We start from the raw sequence: 20,375 nt of genomic DNA on the forward strand, positions 1-20,375 counted from the left end.
CCATGGCGAGCGCCGCGACCCACGTCAGCTTCCTGCCGCCCGTGCTGACGTTCCTGTCGGCGGCGGTGATCGGCGTGCCGATCTTCCGCCTTATCGGACAGAGCGCCGTGCTCGGCTACCTCGTGGCGGGCGTGGTGATCGGGCCGTTCGGTTTCTCGCTGATCGCCGAGCCCGAAACGGCGGCGAGCGTCGCCGAACTCGGCGTCGTGCTGCTGCTCTTCATCGTCGGCCTCGAACTCCAGATCTCCCGTCTCGTCTCCATGCGGCGCGACATCTTCGGGCTCGGCACCGCCCAGCTCTTCGTCTGCTCGGCCGCGCTCGCCGGCGTCGGCATCCTGATGGGCGCCAAGCCCGCGGCGAGCCTCGTCATCGGCATCGCGCTGGCGCTCTCGGCCACGGCGGTCGCCCTGCAGCTGCTGGAAGAGCGCGGCGACATGGGCACGCCCTATGGCGGGCGCGCCTTCGCGGTGCTGCTGTTCCAGGACATCTCCGTAGTGGCGATCCTGGCCCTGATGCCCCTCTTCGCCGCGTCCGGCCCGAGCGGCGGCGACGGCTGGCTGCTCGCCGCCCTGCAATCCACCGGCACGGTGGGCGCGGCGATCCTCGCCGTGGTTCTGGTCGGGCGCTACGGCCTCAACCCGTTCTTCGGCTTGCTCGCCGCCAGCGGCGCCCGCGAGGTGATGACGGCGGCCGCTCTCCTGGTGGTGCTCGGCACCGCGATGCTGATGGAGCATGTCGGCCTGTCGATGGCGATGGGCGCCTTCCTGGCCGGCGTTCTGCTGGCCGAATCGAACTTCCGCCACCAGCTCGAGGCCGATATCGAGCCGTTCCGCGGCATGCTGCTCGGTCTGTTCTTCATGAGCGTCGGCATGTCGATCGACGGCGGCCTGCTCAAGGCCGAGTGGCCGACCCTGCTGGGCGCGACGGCCGGCGCGATCCTGCTCAAGGTCGCGCTGGTCGCCGGCCTGTTCCGCCTGTTCGGCTCGCCCTGGCTCGACGCGGTGCGCGGCGGCGCCATCCTGGCTCCGGCGGGCGAGTTCGCCTTCGTGCTGCTGCCGGCCGGCGGCGAGCTCGGCCTCGTCGATCCGGCGGGCACGCGCTTCGCCGTGGCGCTGGCGGCCCTGACCATGCTGGTCGGGCCCGTGGCCGCCAAGGCCCTCGACACCGTGCTGGCCCGGCGTCCCGAGGGGCCGGAGACCACGCCGGAGGCGATCGAGAGCACCGAGGCCCGCGTCCTCGTGATCGGCTTCGGGCGCTTCGGGCAGATCCTGACCCAGGTGCTGCTCGCGGAGGGCATCAGCGTCACGGTGATCGACAAGGACGTGGAGCAGATCCGAAGCGCCTCCCGCTTCGGTTTCCGCATCTATTACGGCGACGGCACCCGCCTCGACGTGCTGCGTGCCGCCGGCATCGGCCGGGCCGAACTCCTCTGCGTCTGCGTCGACGATGGCGAGGCGGCCCTCAAGATCGTCGACATCGTGCATGAGGAATTCGCCAGCGTGCGCACCTACGTCCGGGCCTACGACCGCATGCACGCCGTCGAACTCATGAACCGCGACGTGGATTTCCAGCTGCGCGAAACGGTCGAATCCGCCCTCGCCTTCGGGCGCGCCACCCTGGAGGGCCTCGGCCTCAGCGCCGAGGCGGCCACTGCCACCGCCGAGGACGTGCGCAAGCGCGACATCGCCCGCCTCGTGCTGCAGCAGGCCGGCGCCGCGCCGGACGCCACGTTTTGGACGCGCGGTGTCTCGGAGATCAAGCCGGAGCCGTTGACGGAGCCGCAGCGGCCCTCCCGCGCCCTCAACGCCGAGACCCGCGGCATCATCGGTTCGAAGACGCGCGAGGCGGCCACGCGCACCCTCGAAGCGCCGGTCACCCAAACTCCGGCGCATGCCGCCCAGGACGCGCATTCGGATGCCTGAGGCGACCCGAGATTCCGCCCGCTTCGTCCAAGGCTCGATCCTGCGTCACGTGGTGACGATGAGCGCCACCGGCTCGGTGGGGCTGATGGCGATCTTCGTCGTCGACTTCCTCTCGCTGCTCTACGTCTCGAAGCTCGGCGACCCCAGCCTGACCGCGGCGGTGGGCTTCGCCACCATCGTCCAGTTCTTCGCCATCGCCATCAACATCGGCCTGATGATCGCGGCCGGTGCCCTGGTCTCGCGGGCGATCGGCGCCGGGGACGAGGCGGGTGCGCGGCGCCTCGCCACCTCCGGAACCATCCACGGCCTCGTGATCTCGGGCGCCCTGATCCTGATGATGCTGCCCTTCCTGCCGCATGTTCTGGGCTGGATCGGCGCGGATGCCGAGACCATGCCGGTGGCGATCCGCTTCCTCTGGATCACCCTGCCCTCCAATCTCCTGATGGGGCCGGGCATGATGTTCTCCGGCCTGCTGCGCGCCGTCGGTGCCGCGCGACAGGCCATGTACGTCACCCTCGGTGGGGCCATCGTCACCGCCGGCCTCGACCCGCTGCTGATCTTCGGGGCGGGGCTCGGCGTGGACGGGGCCGCCATCACCACCTGCGTGGCCCGCGCCACCTTCGCGCTGGTGGGCCTCTGGGGCGTGCGCCAGCACCGCCTCCTCGCGCGTCCCAGCCTCGCCCACATAGTCGCGGACGCCCCCGTGATGATGCGCATCGCCCTGCCCGCCGTACTCACCAACCTCGCGCCCTCCGTGGCCAGCGCCTTCATCGCGCACGCGCTCGCCAAGTTCGGCGCCGTGGCGGTGGCGGGCAACGTGGTGGTCGACCGCCTCACCCCCGTGGCCTTCGGGGGCCTGTTCGCGATGTCGGGCTCGATCGGCCCGATCCTCGGACAGAACTGGGGCGCGGGTCGCTTCGACCGGATGCGCGGCGTGCTGCGTGACGGCACCCTGGTCACGGCCGTCTACGTCCTTGTGGTCTGGGTCGCCCTGGCCCTCGGGGCCGCGCCACTGACGCGCCTGTTCGCCCTTCAGGGCCTGGCGGCCGAGCTGTTCACGTTCTTCTGCCTCGTCAGCGGCGGCGTCTGGTTCTTCACCGGACTGCTGTTCCTGGCCAATGCCTCCTTCAACAACCTCGGCTTCCCGTTCTACTCCACCGCCCTGAACTGGGGCCGCGCCACCCTGGGGACGGTGCCGCCCGCCCTCCTCGGCGCCCATCTCTACGGGCCGAAGGGCGTCATCGCGGGCGTCGGCCTCGGCTCGGTCCTGTTCGGTCTGGCCGGCATCGTCCTGGCCTTCCGCACCATCGCTACCCTGGAGCGCCGCGCCGCGCCTCCGGTGGTGGAGCGCGACGCCGGCGAGACCCCCAACCCGGGTCCCGACGCCACCCGGGCCGCCGCGCCGGCGCAATCCGGCGCCCTGGTCTGATCCACCGGGCGCATTCCGCGCCCGCCAGGTTCCTAAAGGGTCGCGGGGGCCGAGCTTGACGCGACCCCCGGTTTCGGCCGAGGCCTCGCGGCCACGCCGCGTCCGGAGCCTCACCTTGATGTCCGCGAGCCCCTGGGTTCACCTCGACAGCGCGCCCATCCCCGGGACGGGCACCATTCTCCACCTCCTGCGGCAGGACGAGGCCTTCTCGATCCAGGTGGGCAAGGCGGAGCTGATGACGAACCTGGACCGGCGCTCCGAGCAGGCGCTCGCGACGATGGCCTGCGCCCGCCTGCGCGACCGTCCGCATGCCCGCATTCTGATCGGCGGCCTGGGCATGGGCTTCACCCTGCGCGCCGCCCTCGACGCGCTGGGGCCCGACGCCCGCGTGGTGGTCGCCGAACTCGTCCCGGCCGTGGTGGCCTGGGCACGCGGCCCCCTCGCGCACCTGTTCGGAGACAGCCTGGACGATCCGCGCGTCGAGATCGTCCAGGACGACGTGAACCGCGTGATCCAGTCGGGGCCCGAGCGATTCGACGCGATCCTGCTCGACGTCGACAACGGTCCCTCGGGCATGACCCGGCGGGAGAACGACCGGCTCTACGACCGCTGGGGCCTGCGGCGCGCGCATTACGCGCTGACGCGCGGCGGCGTTCTGGGGGTCTGGTCGGGCAAGCCCGACCGGCGCTTCAAGGCACGCCTGCGCCTGCACGGCTTCACCGTCGACGAGGCGCGCATCTATGCGAACGGGGGCCCCCTCGGCCCCCGTCACGTGCTCTGGTTCGCGGTCCGTCCCGAGGCCGCGATCGGGGCCTGACGCCGCCCCACGGGAAGGTCCCGCCGGCGGCGCCCGGTCGTCAGTAGCTGTAGCTGCGGCGGCCGGCGCCCTGGCCCGGGCCGTAGCCGGTGTCGCGGGGCTGGACGCGCGAGCCGTAATCGATCTCGCGCTGGCGCCGAGCCTGGCGATTGGCGAGGTAGCGGCCGCCGAGGCAGCCCGCCACGGCACCGACGACCCCGCGCTCGGCCAGGTAATGGCCGGCGATGCCACCGATGATGGCGCCCTTGATGCAGCCCTTGGCCTCCGCCGCTCCCACGCTCCCGAAGGTGAGGAGCGCGAGCGCCGATGCCGTTGCAGTGATCCGCATGATGTTCTCCCAGCCGATGCCGGGAGGAAAACAGTGTCCCGCCCGCCCCGTTCCATCCCCGGCCCGCCCTGCGTCATCACCCGGACCGGGACGGCTGAAGCGGAAGGACCCGCCGCCCCTGCACTCCGGCGGAATGCCGGGGCGTTCGAAATTAATCCCCGGTCTTCATCATTTTCGGGCGCTGTGCCATCCAAGGTGCAGGCAAGCTTCGCAACCACGTCTCTAAGACGTTGCGGGGCGGTCGGTTCTTCCAGGACCGGTCGGCAGCGGCAGGGTGGCGTTTCATGTCTTCGAGTTGCATCGGGTGGCTTGCCGCTCACCTTGTCCCCGTGGCCGTGCTATCCCTCGCGATACTGGCGTTCCAGAGCGAGGACCCGGCCCGGGCCGGACAGGACGATGCGCCGGGCAAGCAGGGCGCGTCCGCCTCGGGCGACAAGGGGCAGAGTTCCGCCAAGGACGTGGACACCGAGCACCTGTTCGGCTTCACGGAGGGGGCGGATGCCGGCGAGAAGGGCGAGCAGGAGGTCGTGCTCGACACCATATCCCGCTTCGGCAAGCGCGCCGCCGGCCCCGGCGGATCGCGCTACCGCGTCCTCGACACCAAGCTCGGCTACCAGTTCAACCCCATCGACAAGCTGAGCATCGAGCTCGGCGCCTTCGGCAACCTGCGCACGTCCCGCAACATCGTGGGCCTCGACGACAAGTCGTACGGCACGTTCGACGGCATTTCCGTGGAGGTGAAGTACCAGTTCCTGAAAGGCTCGGCGGAGCAGCCCCTGGGGCTCGCGGTCGAGCTGCGTCCGCGCTTCAGCCGCGTCCTGCCCATCGAGGGCAATGGCGCCGATATCTTCGACATGGAGAGCGTGCTTCAGCTCGATGTCCAGATCGTGCCGAACAAGCTCTGGTACGGCGGCAATCTGAGCTTCGAGCCGGCGGCCGGGCGCCAGCTGGGCAACGGCCCGGGCTACCGTTCCTCTACCCTGCTCTGGTCGAACGCCCTCGTCGCGCGGATCGGCGAGAACACCTATCTGGGACCCGAACTGCGCTACCTGCGCGGCTACGCGGGCACGTTCCTGAACAAGCTGGAGAGCGAGGCCCTCTTCCTGGGGCCCGCCCTGCACCACCGCTTCACCGAGAAGACCTGGCTGACCGTGGCCTATGCCGGGCAGGTCCGGGGCCGGGACACCGGCCCCGACCTCACCGGGCGTAGGCTCGGCCTCGACCAGTTCGAGCGCCAGAACCTGCGCGTCAAATTCGGTATGGAGTTTTGAGGGCCGGCGCGCTCAGGAGGCGATTCGCTCCAGCGAAGCCTTAGGCTTCGCCGCTGTGCCGGGCTCCGCCGGGGCCGGCGCGGATTCGGGCTCCGGCCTGCCGGGCCGGCGTCCTTCCCGTTCGGCCCGCAACTCCCGCTCGGCCATCAGCCAGAGCTCGATGCTGAACCCCTCCGGGCGATGATGGCGCTCCCACAAATCGTAGGCGCGCTCTCGGATCTCCTCGAAGGTGATCTCACGAGAGGTGATGTCGGGGGGAGATGGCATGGACAAGGACCCTGGCGGGCCGACGTTCTGGAGGGTGATCCGATCCGCGTCCCGTGACGAGGCCCTCGCGACGGTCGGCGCGGAGCCATCGCACGGGGGATGCGAAGGTTCCTTTACACAGAGCAATTCCCGCCCGATTCGTGCGACATGCGCCCATGCGAAACAACCGGCGCGGATTCTCAGCGCCACGCCTTGTTTTCGACGCCAACCTTCATCAATGCGTCAGAGATCGACGCTACGCCCGGGCGTCAAACTCCTCCTGGAGCCCTTCGGCCGCACGGCATCGAACTGGATTGCGGCCGTGCGCCGCGGTCCCACCGGTGTCGTCCGCGGCTGCGGCTGGGCACGAGATCCGTCGCATGAGTGAACACGCCTCTCCGCTGGCTCCGGTCTCCGGTTTCCGGAAGCGCACGCAGGTCGCGATCCTGACGGGCGCGGTCCTGGTCATCGCCGGCGCCCTCTGGCTTCCCGGAACCCTCGCCGGAACCCCCGCCGGAACCCAGGCCGGGGCGGCGCCGACCAACGCGGCCAATTCGAGCCCGGCACCCAATGCCGATTTCGTCCTCACGCCGGACCAGCTCGCCGCCGTCACCGTGGCGTCGGTGGAGCAGCACCTGTTTTCCGAGGAGATCAACACCGAGGGCAAGATCGGCGTCGACGAGTACCAGGCCACGCCGGTCTTCTCGCCCTATCCGGGGCGCGTGGTCTCCATTTTCGCCCGTACCGGCGAGCGCGTGAAGAAGGGCCAGCGCCTGTTTTCCCTTCAGGCCAACGAGATGGTCCAGGCGCAGAACGACTACCTCGCCGCCTTGAACGTCCTGAACAAGGCCCGCTCGCAGCTCGCCCTGTCGCAGGCGGCCGAGAAGCGCCTGCGCGACCTCTACGAGTCCCGCGTCACCACCTTGCGCGAACTCCAGAACGCCCAGAACGACCTGACCTCGACCACGAACGACGCCCGTACCGCGGAGGTGGGCCTGGAGGCGGTGCGCAGCCGCCTGCGCATCCTCGGCCTGCGCGACGACGAGGTCGCCAATCTGCAGAAGGGCTCGATCAACCCCGAGACGGCGATCAACGCGCCCCTCGATGGCACCATCATCCAGCGCAAGATCGGCCCGGGCCAGTATGTCGGCAGCGGCGGCGGCGATCCCTCCTACATCATCGGCGACCTCTCCAAGGTCTGGCTCATCGCGCAGCTGCGCGAGCCGGACGCGGCGCGGGTGGATCTCGGCGACCGCATCAAGTTCCGCGTGCTCGCCTTTCCCGAGCGGGTCTTCGACGGCCAGATCAACTTCATCGGCGCCTCCGTCGATCCGGCGACCCGCCGCATCACCGTGCGGGCCGACATCGACAACACCGAGAACCTCCTGAAGCCGGAGATGTACGCCAGCGTGCGCATCATCAACGAGCGCGAGACCGTGTCGCCCTCGGTGCCCCGCAGCGCGGTGGTGCTGGAAGGCCCCAAGGCGAGCGTCTGGGTCCTGGGCGCCGGCAACGTGGTGCAGAGCCGCCGGGTCAGGCCCGGCATCATCGACGGCGGGAACATCGAGATCCTGCAGGGGCTCGCGGTGGGCGAGCGGGTGATCTCGCGCGGCTCGCTGTTCATCGACCGCATGCTGACGCGAAGCTGATCCGTCAGCGCTCCACCGCGGGGAAACACCCTTCATGAACGGTCTCGTCGCTCTCGCGCTGCGCCAGCGTGCGCTGGTGGTGCTCGCCTTCGTGCTCCTGCTCGTCTGCGGGCTGGTGGCGTTCCGCACCCTCAACATCGAGGCCTATCCCGACCCGACCCCGCCGATGATCGACGTGATCACCCAGGCGAACGGGCTCTCGGGCGAGGAGATCGAGCGCTACGTCACCGTGCCGATCGAGGTCATCACCTCCGGCCTGCCCAACCTGAAGCAGGTGCGCTCCGTCTCCCTCTACGGCCTCTCGGACGTGAAGCTGCAGTTCGGGTTCGAGTTCAGCTATCGCGAGGCCGAGCAGCAGGTGCTCAATCGCCTCGCCCAGCTCGACGCCCTGCCCAATGGGGCCAAGCCCACCATCTCGCCCGTGAGTCCGATCGGCGAGATCTTCCGCTACAAGCTCACCGCTCCGGAGGGCTACAGCGTCCTCGACCTCAAATCGCTCCAGGACTGGGTGCTGCGCCGGCGCTTTCGCGCCGTGCCGGGCGTGATCGACGTGATCGGCTGGGGCGGCAAGACCAAGACCTTCGACATCTCCGTCGATCTCGAGCGCCTCACCGCCTACGGGCTGACCCTCTCGGGCATCGTCAAGACCCTCAACGACAGCAATCTCAACGTCGGCGGTAACCGGATCAACCTCGGGACCCAGTCCGCCGTGGTGCGCGGCGTCGGCCTGATCCGCTCGACCGACGACATCGGCGATACCGTACTGACGCAGTCGGGCGGCGCACCGGTGCTGGTCAAGGACGTCGCCACCGTTACCATCGGACACCAGCCACGCCTCGGCATCGCGGGCATGAACGACGACGACGACATCGTGCAGGGCATCGTGCTGATGCGGCGCGGCGAGGAGAGCACGCCCACGATCGAGGCCGTGCAGGCGGAAGTGTCGCGCATCGAGACCATGGGCCTGCTGCCGCCCGGCGTGCGGATCGAGCGGATCTACGACCGGGCCGACCTCATCGCGGTGACCACCCACACGGTCCTGCACAACATGCTGGTCGGCATCGTGCTGATCCTCATCGTGCAGTGGCTCTTCCTCGGCAACCTGCGCAGCGCCCTCATCGTGGTGGCGACGATTCCCTTCGCGCTGTTCTTCGCCGTCATCATCCTGGTGGTGCGGGGTGAATCGGCCAACCTCCTCTCGGTGGGCGCCCTCGATTTCGGTCTGATCGTCGACGGCACCGTCATCATGGTGGAGGCGATCTTCCGTCGCCTGTCCGGCCACGGCGATCCGCCCGGCTATCGGTCTCCCCCCGGCCTGAAGGGCAAGCTCGCCCGGATCGTGGGAGCGTCGAGCGACGTCAGCCGCTCCATCGTGTTCGCCGCCATCATCATCGTGACGGGCTTCCTGCCGCTCTTCACGCTCACGGGCGTCGAGGGTCACATCTTCGGGCCGATGGCGCAGACCTACGCCTACGCCCTGCTCGGCGGACTCATCGCCACCTTCACGGTGACGCCCGTCCTCTCGGCCTACCTGCTGCCGGACCACGTCGAGGAGGTCGAGACCATCCTGGTGCGGACCCTGGAGCGGCTCTACCGGCCGGCGATTCGAGCTGCCCTCGGCAACCGCCTCCTCACCCTCGGCCTGGCGGCGATCCTGACCGTCGGCGTCGGCCTCGCCGGGCGCCAGCTCGGTCTCGAATTCCTGCCCAAGCTCGAGGAGGGCAACCTCTGGCTGCGCGCCACCATGCCGGCGACGATCTCGCTGGAAGAGGGCAACCTCTACGTCAACCGCATCCGCCGCATCATCGCGGCGGTGCCGGAGGTGGAGAGCGTGGTCTCGCAGCACGGCCGCCCGGACGACGGCACGGACGCCGCCGGCTTCTTCAACGGCGAATTCTTCGCCCCCCTCAGGCCGACGGAGAAGTGGCGCCCCGGGGTGACCAAGGAGCGGATGCTCGGCGACCTTCTCGACAAGCTGCGCGTGGAGTTCCCCGGCGTCGAGTTCAACGTCTCTCAGTACCTCCAGGACAACGTCGCGGAGGCGGTCTCGGGCATCAAGGGCGAGAACTCCTTCAAGGTGTTCGGGCCCGACCTCGAAACCCTGACGGAGGTCGCCAACCGCGTGGAGGCGAGTCTTCGAAAGGTGCCCGGCGTCACCGATCTCGGCGTCTTCACCTCGCTCGGACAGCCGACGGTGCAGATCGACGTCGACCGCGTCCGCGCGGCCCGCTACGGCCTCACCCCAGGCGACATCAACGCGACGGTCCGCACCGCCATCGGCGGCGACAGCGCCGGAGACCTCTACGACAGCGGCTCGGACCGCCACTACCCCATCGTCATCCGCCTCGCCGAGCAGTTCCGGCAGAGCATGGCCTCGATCCGTGGCCTGCGCATCTCGGGGCAAGGCCCGGGCGGTGTCCTGATGCAGGTGCCTCTCAGCGAGGTCGCCCAGGTCGCCCTGGTCTCCGGGCCGGCCTACATCTACCGGGAGGGGCAGGAGCGCTACTTGCCGGTGAAGTTCAGCGTGCGCGACCGCGACCTCGGCAGCGCGATCCTGGAGGCGCGCGCGCGCGTGGCCAACGAGGTCAGCCTGCCGCGCGGCTACCGCCTCGAACTCGTGGGCGAGTTCAACAACATGCAGGGTGCGCTGGCGCGCCTCTCCGTGACGGTGCCGATCGCGATCGGCCTCATCGCGATCCTGCTCTTCGTGAATTTCGGCTCCATCACCGACATGCTGCTGGCGCTGAGCGTCATTCCCATGGCGGTGGCGGGCGGCGTGCTCGCCCTCGTCCTCACCGAGACGCCTTTCAGCGTCTCCGCCGCCATCGGCTTCATCGCGCTCCTCGGCATCGCGGTGATGGACGGGATCATCGTGCTCTCGCACTACAACGGCCTCATCGCCGAGGGCGAGGAGCGCATGCGCGCGATGATGCGCACCTGCCTGACCCAGATGCGCCCGGTGGTGATGACCTGCGTGGTGGCCGGCGTGGGCCTGTTGCCGGCGGCCTTCTCCAACGGCGTCGGCTCGCAGGTGCAGAAGCCGCTGGCGCTGGTGGTCGTCGGTGGAATGAGCCTGGCGCCGCTGCTCATCCTCCTCATCCTGCCGGTCCTGATCGTCACCCTGTCCCGGCGTCGCCCGGAGCCGCTGGCGGACGGGGACGGCGCCGTCGAGGCGCATGCGCCGGTGCAGGCAACGGTCTGAGGACGTTCAGGCCCGCGCGTCGTCGAGCACCGCCTCCCACAGGATGGCGGCCCGATCCCAGGTCAGCGCCGTGCGTTGCAGGAGCGCCCCGGCGCTGAGAGCGGACCAGACCGCGTCATTGCCGGCCACCTGAACGATCGCCTCGGCCAGATCGCGGTCGGTCGGGGCGATCAGGCCGTTGACCCCGTGCTGCACGCGCTCGGACAGGGCGCCGATGCCGGCGGTGATGACCGGCAGGCCCATCGCCTGCGCCTCGGCCGCCGCGAGGCAGAAAGTCTCGTCCACCGAGCCCGGGCAGACCATCGCGCGCGCCCGGGCGTAGAAGGCCGCCAGCGCGGCGGCGCCGACGCGGGGATGGAAGACCACTGGCCCTCCGGTGTCGGTCGAGGCCGGGTAATCCGAGCCGAAGACGTGCAGCCGCGCCCCGGTCGCGGCGATCGCCGGCACCGTGCGCCAGAGTGTCAGGACGCGCTCCAGCCCGCGTTGGGGCTGAGAGGCGTAGACGAAGTCGCGGCCGGTCCCGCGCGTCGGTTCGGGCTCCCGGAAGGCCGGCGCGATCCCGTGCGGAATCACCCGGCGGCGGCGATAGGCGAAGACCGGGGACATGGATGCGGCCGCGATGCTGCCGACGAAGACCGCGTCCGGGCGCAGGGCCAGGATCGGCAGCAGGTAGCGCTTCCGGAAGGCCTTCTCCAGGTTGATCGGGTTGTGCACCCAGACGATCCGGCGCGCATCGGGGAAGTCGCGCAGCGGCCGTGGGTCGTTGCTGGTCACGACCGCATCGGCGGGGTGCCGCCCCGCCTCGGCCAGGGGGACGTTCAGGACCCCGTCCCGCTCCACGCTGCCCGTGCGGCGGGTGGCGAGGGTGACAGCCCAGCCCCGCCGCGCGAGGGCGCGGGCCAGGGCAATGTTGGTGCTCTCGATGCCGCCGAGCCCGACCGTGGCCGGCGTGTCGATGCCGAATTCCACGCGGGTCGCGCAGATGAACGTGGCCCGGCGCATCCGGCTCCTCCTGGCGTTCCGCTCGACTTGATGAGGTCCCGGCTCAGACGCCGAGTTCCCGGCGGCGCTGCCCGAGCCAGGACGCGGGCGCGGGCGGCGCGCTCTGGCCGATCGACCAGAGCTTGCCGCGCCAGGCATGGACCGCCACCGTCTCGGCGGTGATCCGGGCACGGGCCTGGGCGTCGTCCGGTTGCGTCAGCAGATGGGCCTCGTCGTCGTCGAGGGGATAGAAAGCCGGTTTGGCCCGCGCGTGCTGCGTCAGGCCGAGCCGGCGGATGAAGTAGGTCAGCGCCCGGGGACCGATCGCCAGCCGTTCGGGCTGGATCGGGAAACGCCGGCCGGCCAGGATCTCGAGGCTCCGCTTCACGCGGATATGCCCCGTGGCCCAGGGCGTCCGGATCGGCACGCGGGTGATCGCGTCCCAGTAGCGCGCGAGCAGCTCCGACTGCGCTGGCGCGTGCAGGATGGCGTTGTTGATCCGGTTCGGGTTGAGCCAGCCGAAGACGTAGTCGCCCCCCTCCGTATCGGTCCGCAGCGGCTGGCGGAAGACGAAGTCGAGGTCCGACCAGATGCCGCGCCCGTTCCGTAGCAGGGCGAGCCGCACGTAGTCCGTGTAGAATGCGTAGGACCGGCGGGCGCGGTACAGGTCCGCCATCGGGTTGGGGCCGAGGATTTCGCGGACGTCATGCACGCTGCCGGGCAGGCCCTGCCCGCGCAGGTCGGAGACGGTGTGGGTATAGATCCGCAACTCGTGGCCGGCGGCGGCGATGGAGGCCGCGCTGAGCCGTTCGAGCCAGCTGACCGGCCCCTCCCAGTACGTCACGATGGGCGACAGCGGCGCGGGCGGGCGATGCGGGGGGGCGTGCATGTCGGGGGGCCGGGCCACGGGAACGCTGCGTGCGAGCGCTCCTCTATCGCGCGCCCCGCGGAGTGGCCACCGCTAAATCCCCGCCGCCCCGCCCCGCCCGTCGCGCCAGCGCTTCGCGGGGGCTCACGCCAGCAGGCGGGCGCGGCGTCCGAGCCGGAGTGTCGCGGCGGCGCCCGCGAACATCGCGAGGCCGAACACCCAGCCGGAGACCGCGCCGGCCATGATGCCGGAGAGCAGCGTGCCGACGCTGCATCCGAGCCCCGTCATGGCGCCCCAGCCCAGCAGGATGCCGCCCACGACGCCGCGCAGGGCCTGGCCCCGCGTCGGGCGGGAAGGCCGGAACTGACCGGCCGCGAGGGCGGCGGCGAACGCGGCCAGCACGAGGCCGCCGATGAAAAGGCCGTTGGGCGTCAGCAGGGCGTCGCGCACGGCCGTGGCGCAGCCCCGGAAGCCGTCGAGACCTTCGAGCCGGTCCGGCAGCAGGCCGAGGCCTGCCGCCGCCTGCCGGGTCCGCCCGCCGATCTCCGCCGTGACCCCGAGTGGCCCGATCCGCAGATAGGCCAGCATCGCGAGGGCGCCGACGGCGAGGCCACCGAGCCAGACCGGCCAGCGGTCGACGAAGACGGCCTGCCAGGGCGTGACGGAGGCCGGCGCCGGGGCACGGGCGGGCAGGCGGCGCAGGAGCGCCAGGGCGAGGACGCCAAGGAGCGCGAGGGCGACGAAGAGGCTTCCGCCATAGCCGAGATGGCGCGGGAGCCAGAGGACTGGCGCCTCCGAGACGCTCGCGAGGTAGAGCGGGTTCCAGGTGGCGAACCCAAGCGCGAAGCCGAAGCCCGTGCCGAGGAGAGCGAAGGGCGCGGTCGGCGAGCCCTCGCCGAGGCGGTAGAGATGCGCGCTGATGCACGAGCCGGACACAGCCATGCCGCCCCCGAACACGGCGCCCGCGAGGGCCAGCACCGGCCCGACCGGTCCGATATGGGCATCCGGCGGCAGCCGCGCCCCAGACGGGTCGGGCATCCAGGCCCCGAGGATCATGGCGTAACCCGCCATACCCGCCGCCAGGGCGGCGAGGATGCCGAGCATCCCGCGTGGATCGCCCCCGACCAGGAAGTCCCGCCACTGGCAGTAGAAGCAGAACCGGCTGCGCTGGAGCACGAAGCCGAACAGCGCCCCGAAGATCAGCGACAGGGACAGGCGGGCGCCGTTCGGCTCCTCGGCGAGGCGATGCGCCGCCCAGGCCAGTCCCGCCGTGACGGCGAGCGCCGCGCCCAAGCGCGCCGGAAGGCCCCAGCGTTCCCGCATTCGCACAGGCACCGGCATGCGCGTGGCCGCCGTGCTCACCGCTGTACAGCCGGACGGCTGGCCGCGGGTGCCGGGTTCACCGACGTCCTGCACCTCTGCGCGCCCACTCGTATCCAGCTCACTTGCCGCCCCAGACGGTGCCGGCGAGGTTCACCACCGGCACGCCCACCGTGTTGCCGTATTCCGTCCAGGAGCCGTCGTAGTTGCGCACCGGATAGCCGAGGATGCGGCTGAGCACGAACCAGGAATGGCTGGAGCGCTCGCCGATTCGGCAGGAGGTGATGACGGGCTTCGACCCGTCGATGCCGGCGGCCGCGTAGAGGGCCTTCAACTCGGCTGGCGACTTGATCGTCCCGTCCGGGTTCACCGCCTTGCCCCACGGCACGTTGACCGATCCGGGGATGTGGCCGGCGCGGATCGCCAGCTCGGGCACGCCGGCCGGCGCGATCACCTTGCCGCTGAACTCATCGGGCGAGCGGATGTCGAGGATCTGCTCGTCCTGCTCCTTGCGGGCGACGGCCAGTACGTCCGAGAGGCGGGCGCGCAGGGCCGGCGAGGCCGGGGACGCCTCGAAGCGCGAGGCCGCCACCTCCGTGCTCCGCGTGTCGAGGGGGCGCTTCTCGGCCTCCCACTTCCTGCGCCCGCCATCCAGCAGCTTGACGTTGTCCACGAGGCCGTACTGCGCGAACACCCAGGCGCCCCAAGCCGCGAACCAGTTGTTGTTGTCGCCGTAGAGCACCACGGTGGTGTCGCGGTCGATGCCGAGGCGCCGCACCAGGGCCGCGAACTTGTCCGGCCCGGCGATGTCGCGGCTGACGGTCTCCACGAGGTCGGTGTGCCATGCGACGTTCTGGGCTCCGGGGATGTGCCCGCGCTCGAACTGACCCGGCTCGACGCTGACCTCGACGATGCGTAACCCCCTGGCATCGAGGTTCTTCTCTAGCCACGCGGTGCTGACGAGGGGGCCGGCCGCCGCCTGGCGCGCCGCGACGGGCTCCTGCGCGCGAACGGCGGCGGGCGTGAGCACGGCGAGGGCAAGGGCGAGCAAGCGGATCGATGTTTTCGGCACGGGGACACTCCGGTCGTGCGGGCGCGATCCCGGGCGCGGCCAAGCGTGCACGGACAGATCACCCCGGGGGATGCAGGCGGTTCGGCGCGCCTCGACACCGGCCCGGCAGCGCCCCATCGAAGGGGCGCTGCCGGGCGTCGCGAAAGCGGCGCGCCGGGAGCGATTGTTCTGTGGGCCAGGCCATCAAGTCAATGAAACGCCATTCCGTATTGGTCTCGACTTGTAAAACGGCGTTCCGCCGCGAGACCTGATAGGATGGAGGATTATCTTATGCTTTCCGAACGTGGCGGCCGCCGACGCGGATGCGTCAGCCGTCCCGGCGGAATCGCCAGACGGCCAGGGGGGCGCCGGGGTCGGACAGCCGGTCGAGCCATTCGGGTGGGGCCGCGCCCGTCAAGAGTTGCCGTGCGAACGCCCGTCCCTCCGGCGACTCGCCCTCTGTGCCCGCACAGAGGGCGAGGTAGTCGGCCCCGGATGCCGCGAGGGCGCGCTTCAGGGCGGCCTCGTCGCCGTGCAGGCCCTCTTCCGACGCGGTTAGACCCGCGATGGCGCGGTGATAGGGCGCGGCCACGACGCCGTGGCGGGTCCGGAGCAGGATCGCGGGGCCAAGGTCGACAGGCGCCAGGATGGTGCCGGGCGGCAGGGTATCGAGGGCGGACAGGACCCCGCCGGCATCGCAGGTCTGCGTGCCCGCATGCCCGGTCCGCGTCGCCGCGCCGCTCGCACCCACCGGGAACGCGCCGCCGGGATCAAGGGGCATGAGCAGGGCCGCCCAGGATCGGGGCATCAGCGCGAGGGCCAGGGCGAGGATTGCGACCTTGCGGCTCGCCCGGACGGGCCGTCCCAGCAGGGTGATCGCGTGGTCCAGCAGCGGGCCGGCCACCAGGGCGACGAAGATGCCGGCCATGTAGACGCCACGCAGCTGGAACTGCGCGAGCACGAATCCCGTGAGAAGGAACGCGGCGGTCAGGGCCGCGGCCCGGCGCAGCGGGGGCCGCCCGCGCAGGGCCGCGTGGACGGCGACCAGACCGGCCAGCAGCGGCGGTACGCCGAACGCGAGGGCCGCCCCCGGCATCGTCAGGACGAGGCGGTGGAAGGGCTGCATCTCCAGGACGCGCTCCAGCCACTCGGCGCGGACCACGGCCGGTAGATCCTGGAACGGTCCCGACAGGCAGCGCGGCGCGAGGAGCACGAACCCCGCCACCGTGACGGCTCCGCAGGCGGCGGCGAAACCCGCGCGGCGGCCCGGCGTGGCGAGGAATCCGCCGAGCCAGCCCGCGACCGGCGCGACGGCGCCGGCCGCGACGGCGAGCCAGAGCCAGGGCGGCGAGAGCGCGTCGCAGCGCGTCACGCGCCAGAGCGCCGGGTCGGTCTGCACCGCGAACAGCGCGAGGCCGGTGCCGGCCAGCGCGAGGGCGAACCCCCACAGGGCCGGCAGGGCCGTCCTGCCCCGCAGGACCCAGTCGCCCATGAGGAACACGCCCGCGATCGCGATGAAGGGCAGCGCTTCGAGGCCGACGGCCAGGGAGGTCGCGGCGGCGATGCCGCCGAGGGCCGCCCGGTGGAACGTCGGCACTGGAGCGGCGAGGCAGAGGGCCAGGGTGAGGACGAGCAGCGCCTGAACGTTGTGATGGTCGATCCGCCCGAAGGCGAAGAGGCCGCCGAAATTCGCGGTCTGCGTCGCGGTGAAGAGCGCCAGCAGGGCGGCGCGGAAGCCGTACCGGGGACGGACGGCGCGGTACACGAGCGCGAGGCAGAGGCCGAACAGGGCCGGCGGCCAGAGGGCCACCACGAGCCCCTCCGCCATTGGGCGGCCGAGCCAGGGCGTGGCAAGGCCGATCAGACCGGCCAGGGGCGCATCGACAAGGCGGGACCAGTGCATGCTGGCGCCGTCCGTCGGCATCAGCCGGTGCTGGACCATGTCGAACCAGCCCTGCCCCGCCAGGAGGTCGCGGACCTGGACGAGGCGCATGGCGTCGTCGGTGTCGGGAAGGACGAGGCCACCCACCACGTCCCGGAATCCCGAGACGGGGTACAGCATCCAGAGGCCGAGCCCCACGAGCAGCCAGAGGACCGCCGGGTTGTCGAAGGCCGAGCGATCGGACGGGGCGGATGACGCCGTGATGCTGTTCGCCGTGCTCACCGGCTTCCCTATCCCCCGGTGCGCCCAGGGCGGCGCCCCTTCGACCCATCGGGATTGTCGCAGCAGAAGGTTAAGGGGGCGGTGCGGCCGCCGGCGGCGCGCCCGAAGCCCGTCGCCGCGCGTTGAGGCCGGGCATGGCAGACGTGTCGCTCGCCTGCCGTTCCGATCGTTGCCCGAGCCGAGGTGAAGACGCATGACGACCAGCGCTGTGGTGATCGGTGCCTCCGGCGGCATCGGCCGCGCCCTCGTCGATGCCCTCGTGGCGCGGGGCGCTCACGGCACGGTGTTCGCCCTGTCGCGATCCGGCGTGCCCGCCCCGGCGCCCGCCTGCGCGGGTATCATCGACGTGACCGACGAGGCCTCGGTGGCGGCCGCCGCCGAGGACGTGGCCCGCGACGGTCCGGTGGGGCTGGTGATCGTGGCGAGCGGGCTCCTACACGGGGACGGCGTCGCGCCCGAGAAGGCGATCCGGAGCCTCGATCCGGTGGCCATGGCGACCGTGTTCGCGGTGAACACGATCGGCCCGGCCCTGGTCGCCAAACATTTCCTTCCCCTGATGCCGCGCGCGGAGCGGTGCTGCTTCGCCGCCCTTTCGGCGCGGGTCGGATCGATCGAGGACAACCGGCTCGGCGGTTGGTACGCCTACCGGGCCTCGAAGGCCGCCCTGAACCAGATCCTGCGCACCCTCGCCGTGGAGGCCAGGCGCACCCATCCGGGCGCGATCGTGGTTGGCCTCCACCCCGGAACCGTGACGACGGCCCTGTCCCGACCCTTCCGGCCGGACACGGACGCCCCTGGTCTGTTCAGCCCGGCGGTGAGCGCCGCTCACCTGCTGAAGGTCCTCGATGGTCTCGGGCCGGAGGATACCGGCCATGTCTTCGCCTGGGACGGGGCACGGATTCCCGCCTGACATACGGCAACGGATCGGCCGGAAATGCCGCCCGCTCCCGCGATCAGGTCGGGAATAGATCCGGAATGGCCCCGTTCGTGTCGCGGTGATTGAAGGCGCTGCGGCAGGAAGACGGCCGTCTCAGCCTATTTCCCCAACGGAGCATTCTCATTCGAGGAAGACGACACCAAGCATATGCTTCGTCTTGCGAACGACCGCACATGGGCGGCTATAGTTCTTGGAGATGATCCTCAGAATCAGCAGCTCCGGTATGCCTTCCGTCGATGTGACCTGGAGCAAGGCGCCATGAACGGAGCTGTTGTGCACCAGGCAATGAACGGGCGGATCGCCGACGCCGACCGAAATCTCACCGGTCTGGAATCTGTCCCGGCGAACGGCATCCCTGCGCTCCAAGCTCGTCATGCCATTTCCATCCAGCCGCTGGCGTTGATGGATAGTCTGATCGCTCAGCCGATTACTGCACCGTTAAGAAAGCATGATCGGCGGGGATCGGCCACACAGATCTGCGCACACCGCGACGACGCGATGGACACTCGGCGGCTGTTCGTCCGGCCGAGATGGACGTCTCGATTGAGAGCGTCGCGTCCGACTGGCCCCACTCGGACCTGAGGGTCAACGCAATGCGTCAACGCCTGATTTTGACCAGAGGCGCTGAGCCGAACTGCTGCTAATGGGGAGCTTGAAGATGGGCCGGATTTCGCTGTGCGCCGTGCGCTGCGAACCTGCTCCGAACCGGTCCCAGGTTGGTTGAACCCAAGGTAGTCTCCGGCTTATCCAACCCGTCTTGGACAAGGTCCAATGACATGAACAGGCTGGATGGTGGGCGCGACAGGGATCGAACCTGTGACCCCTACCATGTCAAGGTAGTGCTCTCCCGCTGAGCTACGCGCCCTCACCGGTGCCGTCCGGCGCCGATGAAGGGGGCTATAGCCGGAGGTCCGGGGGGGCGCAAGGCCCCTCGCGCATCGAAGATGCGTCGGGCACGAAAGGGTGCTTGGCATCGCGGATGCGCGGGGTTCGGATGCCGCTGCACTGCGATGAAAAATGCGCTAAGGCCGGCACGGCGGCCCGCATGGCCTGCGCGCGACGCGCGGCTGGACGTCGCCGATCCGGTCGTGTCGGGTCCGCCGCGCAGCAGGCGTCGGTTGAGGCAAAAATCGGTTGAGGAATGCGATTCTACGTCGACCATGATCTCGGAGCGCTGATCCGGTGCTGGGTCGCGCCGGACAATCCGGTGGCGATCAGCCGGATTTACGTCGCCCTGGAGGGACGCCGGGTCGCGGAACTCGACGCCTGGCTCGTCGACGACGTGATCCGGCTGCAGGGATGGCATTCCACCGGCCAGTGCGTGTTCGAGATCACCGACGCCCAGGCCCCGGGGATCAGCCAGGCTCGGCGCGTAGAACTCTACGACGCGGACACCAACGTGCTGATCTACCGGCGCTCGCCGCGGACCGACCTGATCCGGGCCAAGGTCGTTCTGGTCGACACCAGCATCACCGGCGACAGCGCGATCCAGTCCGTGCTGTTCGACCATTTCCAGCAGAGCTACTTCGGGGTCGGCACCCTCTCGGACGAGGTCCTGCGGGTGCTGTTCGAGAGCCCGTGGATGACGTCGTCGTTCTTCTCGGGCCTCATCCTGATGCCGCGCTACGAAGGGTCCTTCGTGGGCGACGAGATCCTCACCACGACCCTGATCCACGACCCCTACGTGGAGATGGCGACCCGCCTGCTCTGGCTGAAGGCGCGCGCCGCCATCACGGCCGATCCGGCTCAGGCCTGGCGCGCGGGGCAGCTGAAGGAGGCGGTCCAGGCGGTCAACGACTATGACTTCTCGGACAACCGGAGCCTGAAGCGCTTCTTCCGCATGCTGCCGGAATCGGCCTACCGCATGCTCTACAACCCCCTCACCCGGCAGTTCAGCACCAAGCTGCCGGACGACCGTCTGATGCCGGGCCATTCTATCGTGGCCATCGAGGTCCTGGCCCGCATGGGCATCGTCGGCCACCGCGACTACTTCGAAGCCTTCGCCGCCACCCTCCTCGATCGCCTCGGCATTGACGCGCAGGTGCCGGTTCCGGCCCCGATCCCCGCCGAGGTGCTGGAACTCGCCGGCCGCCTGCGGACCATGAAGGCCGCCGAGGAGATGCTGGTGTTCGACGTTGCCATGGCGGACGCGGTGCGCGACGCGGTCTCGAAGGGCTGGAACGCCTGAGC

General features: G+C 70.4%; 16 protein-coding genes and 1 tRNA gene. 8 read left to right on the top strand and 9 right to left on the bottom strand.

The window, feature by feature from the left end; all coding sequences use genetic code 11:
* The first annotated feature begins 2 nt into the window (after positions 1-2).
* From MFF30_RS05390 to MFF30_RS05400, 3 genes are all read left to right on the top strand, one after another.
* Positions 3-1,922: a monovalent cation:proton antiporter-2 (CPA2) family protein gene (locus MFF30_RS05390; RefSeq protein ID WP_238277565.1), complete on the top strand. Its 1,920-nt coding sequence runs from the start codon at positions 3-5 to the stop codon at positions 1,920-1,922.
* Complete coding sequence (locus MFF30_RS05395) at positions 1,891-3,351, top strand: MATE family efflux transporter (protein WP_373320846.1); 1,461 nt, start codon at positions 1,891-1,893, stop codon at positions 3,349-3,351. The genes MFF30_RS05390 and MFF30_RS05395 overlap by 32 nt, the downstream gene beginning before the upstream one ends.
* 118 nt (positions 3,352-3,469) lie before the next feature.
* Positions 3,470-4,168, top strand: a complete 699-nt coding sequence (locus MFF30_RS05400) for a spermidine synthase (protein WP_238277569.1) — start codon at positions 3,470-3,472, stop codon at positions 4,166-4,168.
* Positions 4,169-4,208: 40 nt separating this feature from the next.
* On the opposite strand, the gene MFF30_RS05405 is transcribed toward MFF30_RS05400, so the two are convergent.
* Positions 4,209-4,496: a hypothetical protein gene (locus MFF30_RS05405; RefSeq protein WP_238277571.1), complete on the bottom strand. Its 288-nt coding sequence runs from the start codon at positions 4,494-4,496 to the stop codon at positions 4,209-4,211.
* A 329-nt stretch (positions 4,497-4,825) separates the two neighbouring features.
* Between MFF30_RS05405 and MFF30_RS05410 the strand changes: the two genes are divergently transcribed.
* Complete coding sequence (locus MFF30_RS05410) at positions 4,826-5,767, top strand: DUF6662 family protein (protein WP_238277572.1); 942 nt, start codon at positions 4,826-4,828, stop codon at positions 5,765-5,767.
* A gap of 12 nt (positions 5,768-5,779) precedes the next feature.
* Here the strand turns inward: MFF30_RS05410 and MFF30_RS05415 are convergent, their stop codons facing one another.
* Positions 5,780-6,034 (bottom strand): DUF2934 domain-containing protein, encoded by a 255-nt coding sequence (locus MFF30_RS05415; protein ID WP_238277574.1) that lies wholly within the window; start codon positions 6,032-6,034, stop codon positions 5,780-5,782.
* Positions 6,035-6,393: 359 nt separating this feature from the next.
* On the opposite strand from MFF30_RS05415, the gene MFF30_RS05420 reads away from it, so the two are divergent.
* Together MFF30_RS05420 and MFF30_RS05425 are read left to right on the top strand one after the other, a co-directional pair.
* A complete protein-coding gene (locus MFF30_RS05420; protein ID WP_238277577.1) occupies positions 6,394-7,662 on the top strand; it encodes an efflux RND transporter periplasmic adaptor subunit in 1,269 nt (422 codons plus the stop codon).
* 34 nt (positions 7,663-7,696) lie between these two features.
* Positions 7,697-10,864 (top strand): efflux RND transporter permease subunit, encoded by a 3,168-nt coding sequence (locus MFF30_RS05425; RefSeq protein WP_238277579.1) that lies wholly within the window; start codon positions 7,697-7,699, stop codon positions 10,862-10,864.
* A gap of 6 nt (positions 10,865-10,870) precedes the next feature.
* Here the strand turns inward: MFF30_RS05425 and MFF30_RS05430 are convergent, their stop codons facing one another.
* From MFF30_RS05430 to MFF30_RS05450, 5 genes are all read right to left on the bottom strand, one after another.
* A complete protein-coding gene (locus MFF30_RS05430; RefSeq protein ID WP_238277581.1) occupies positions 10,871-11,866 on the bottom strand; it encodes a glycosyltransferase family 4 protein in 996 nt (331 codons plus the stop codon).
* A 43-nt stretch (positions 11,867-11,909) separates the two neighbouring features.
* A complete protein-coding gene (locus tag MFF30_RS05435) occupies positions 11,910-12,734 on the bottom strand; it encodes a glycosyltransferase family 32 protein (protein WP_238277583.1) in 825 nt (274 codons plus the stop codon).
* Positions 12,735-12,857: 123 nt separating this feature from the next.
* Positions 12,858-14,036, bottom strand: coding sequence for a YeeE/YedE family protein (locus tag MFF30_RS05440; RefSeq protein ID WP_238277585.1), 1,179 nt, complete (start codon positions 14,034-14,036; stop codon positions 12,858-12,860).
* A 118-nt stretch (positions 14,037-14,154) separates the two neighbouring features.
* A complete protein-coding gene (locus tag MFF30_RS05445; RefSeq protein ID WP_238277586.1) occupies positions 14,155-15,105 on the bottom strand; it encodes a sulfurtransferase in 951 nt (316 codons plus the stop codon).
* A 307-nt stretch (positions 15,106-15,412) separates the two neighbouring features.
* The gene (locus MFF30_RS05450) at positions 15,413-17,248 is read right to left on the bottom strand and encodes a hypothetical protein (protein WP_238277588.1); all 1,836 of its coding nucleotides are present in this window, start codon (positions 17,246-17,248) and stop codon (positions 15,413-15,415) included.
* A 193-nt stretch (positions 17,249-17,441) separates the two neighbouring features.
* Here MFF30_RS05450 and MFF30_RS05455 point away from each other — a divergent pair, with 193 nt between their 5' ends.
* A complete protein-coding gene (locus MFF30_RS05455) occupies positions 17,442-18,158 on the top strand; it encodes an SDR family NAD(P)-dependent oxidoreductase (RefSeq protein WP_238277590.1) in 717 nt (238 codons plus the stop codon).
* Between the two features lie 147 nt (positions 18,159-18,305).
* Here the strand turns inward: MFF30_RS05455 and MFF30_RS05460 are convergent, their stop codons facing one another.
* A complete protein-coding gene (locus MFF30_RS05460) occupies positions 18,306-18,560 on the bottom strand; it encodes a PilZ domain-containing protein (RefSeq protein ID WP_238277592.1) in 255 nt (84 codons plus the stop codon).
* A gap of 415 nt (positions 18,561-18,975) precedes the next feature.
* A tRNA-Val gene (locus MFF30_RS05465) sits at positions 18,976-19,050 on the bottom strand.
* A 276-nt stretch (positions 19,051-19,326) separates the two neighbouring features.
* Between MFF30_RS05465 and MFF30_RS05470 the strand changes: the two genes are divergently transcribed.
* On the top strand, positions 19,327-20,373 hold the full coding sequence (locus tag MFF30_RS05470) for a hypothetical protein (RefSeq protein WP_238277594.1): 1,047 nt from the start codon (positions 19,327-19,329) through the stop codon (positions 20,371-20,373).
* Positions 20,374-20,375 lie beyond the last annotated feature (2 nt).

Source organism: Methylobacterium goesingense (assembly GCF_022179225.1).
Lineage (GTDB): Bacteria > Pseudomonadota > Alphaproteobacteria > Rhizobiales > Beijerinckiaceae > Methylobacterium > Methylobacterium goesingense.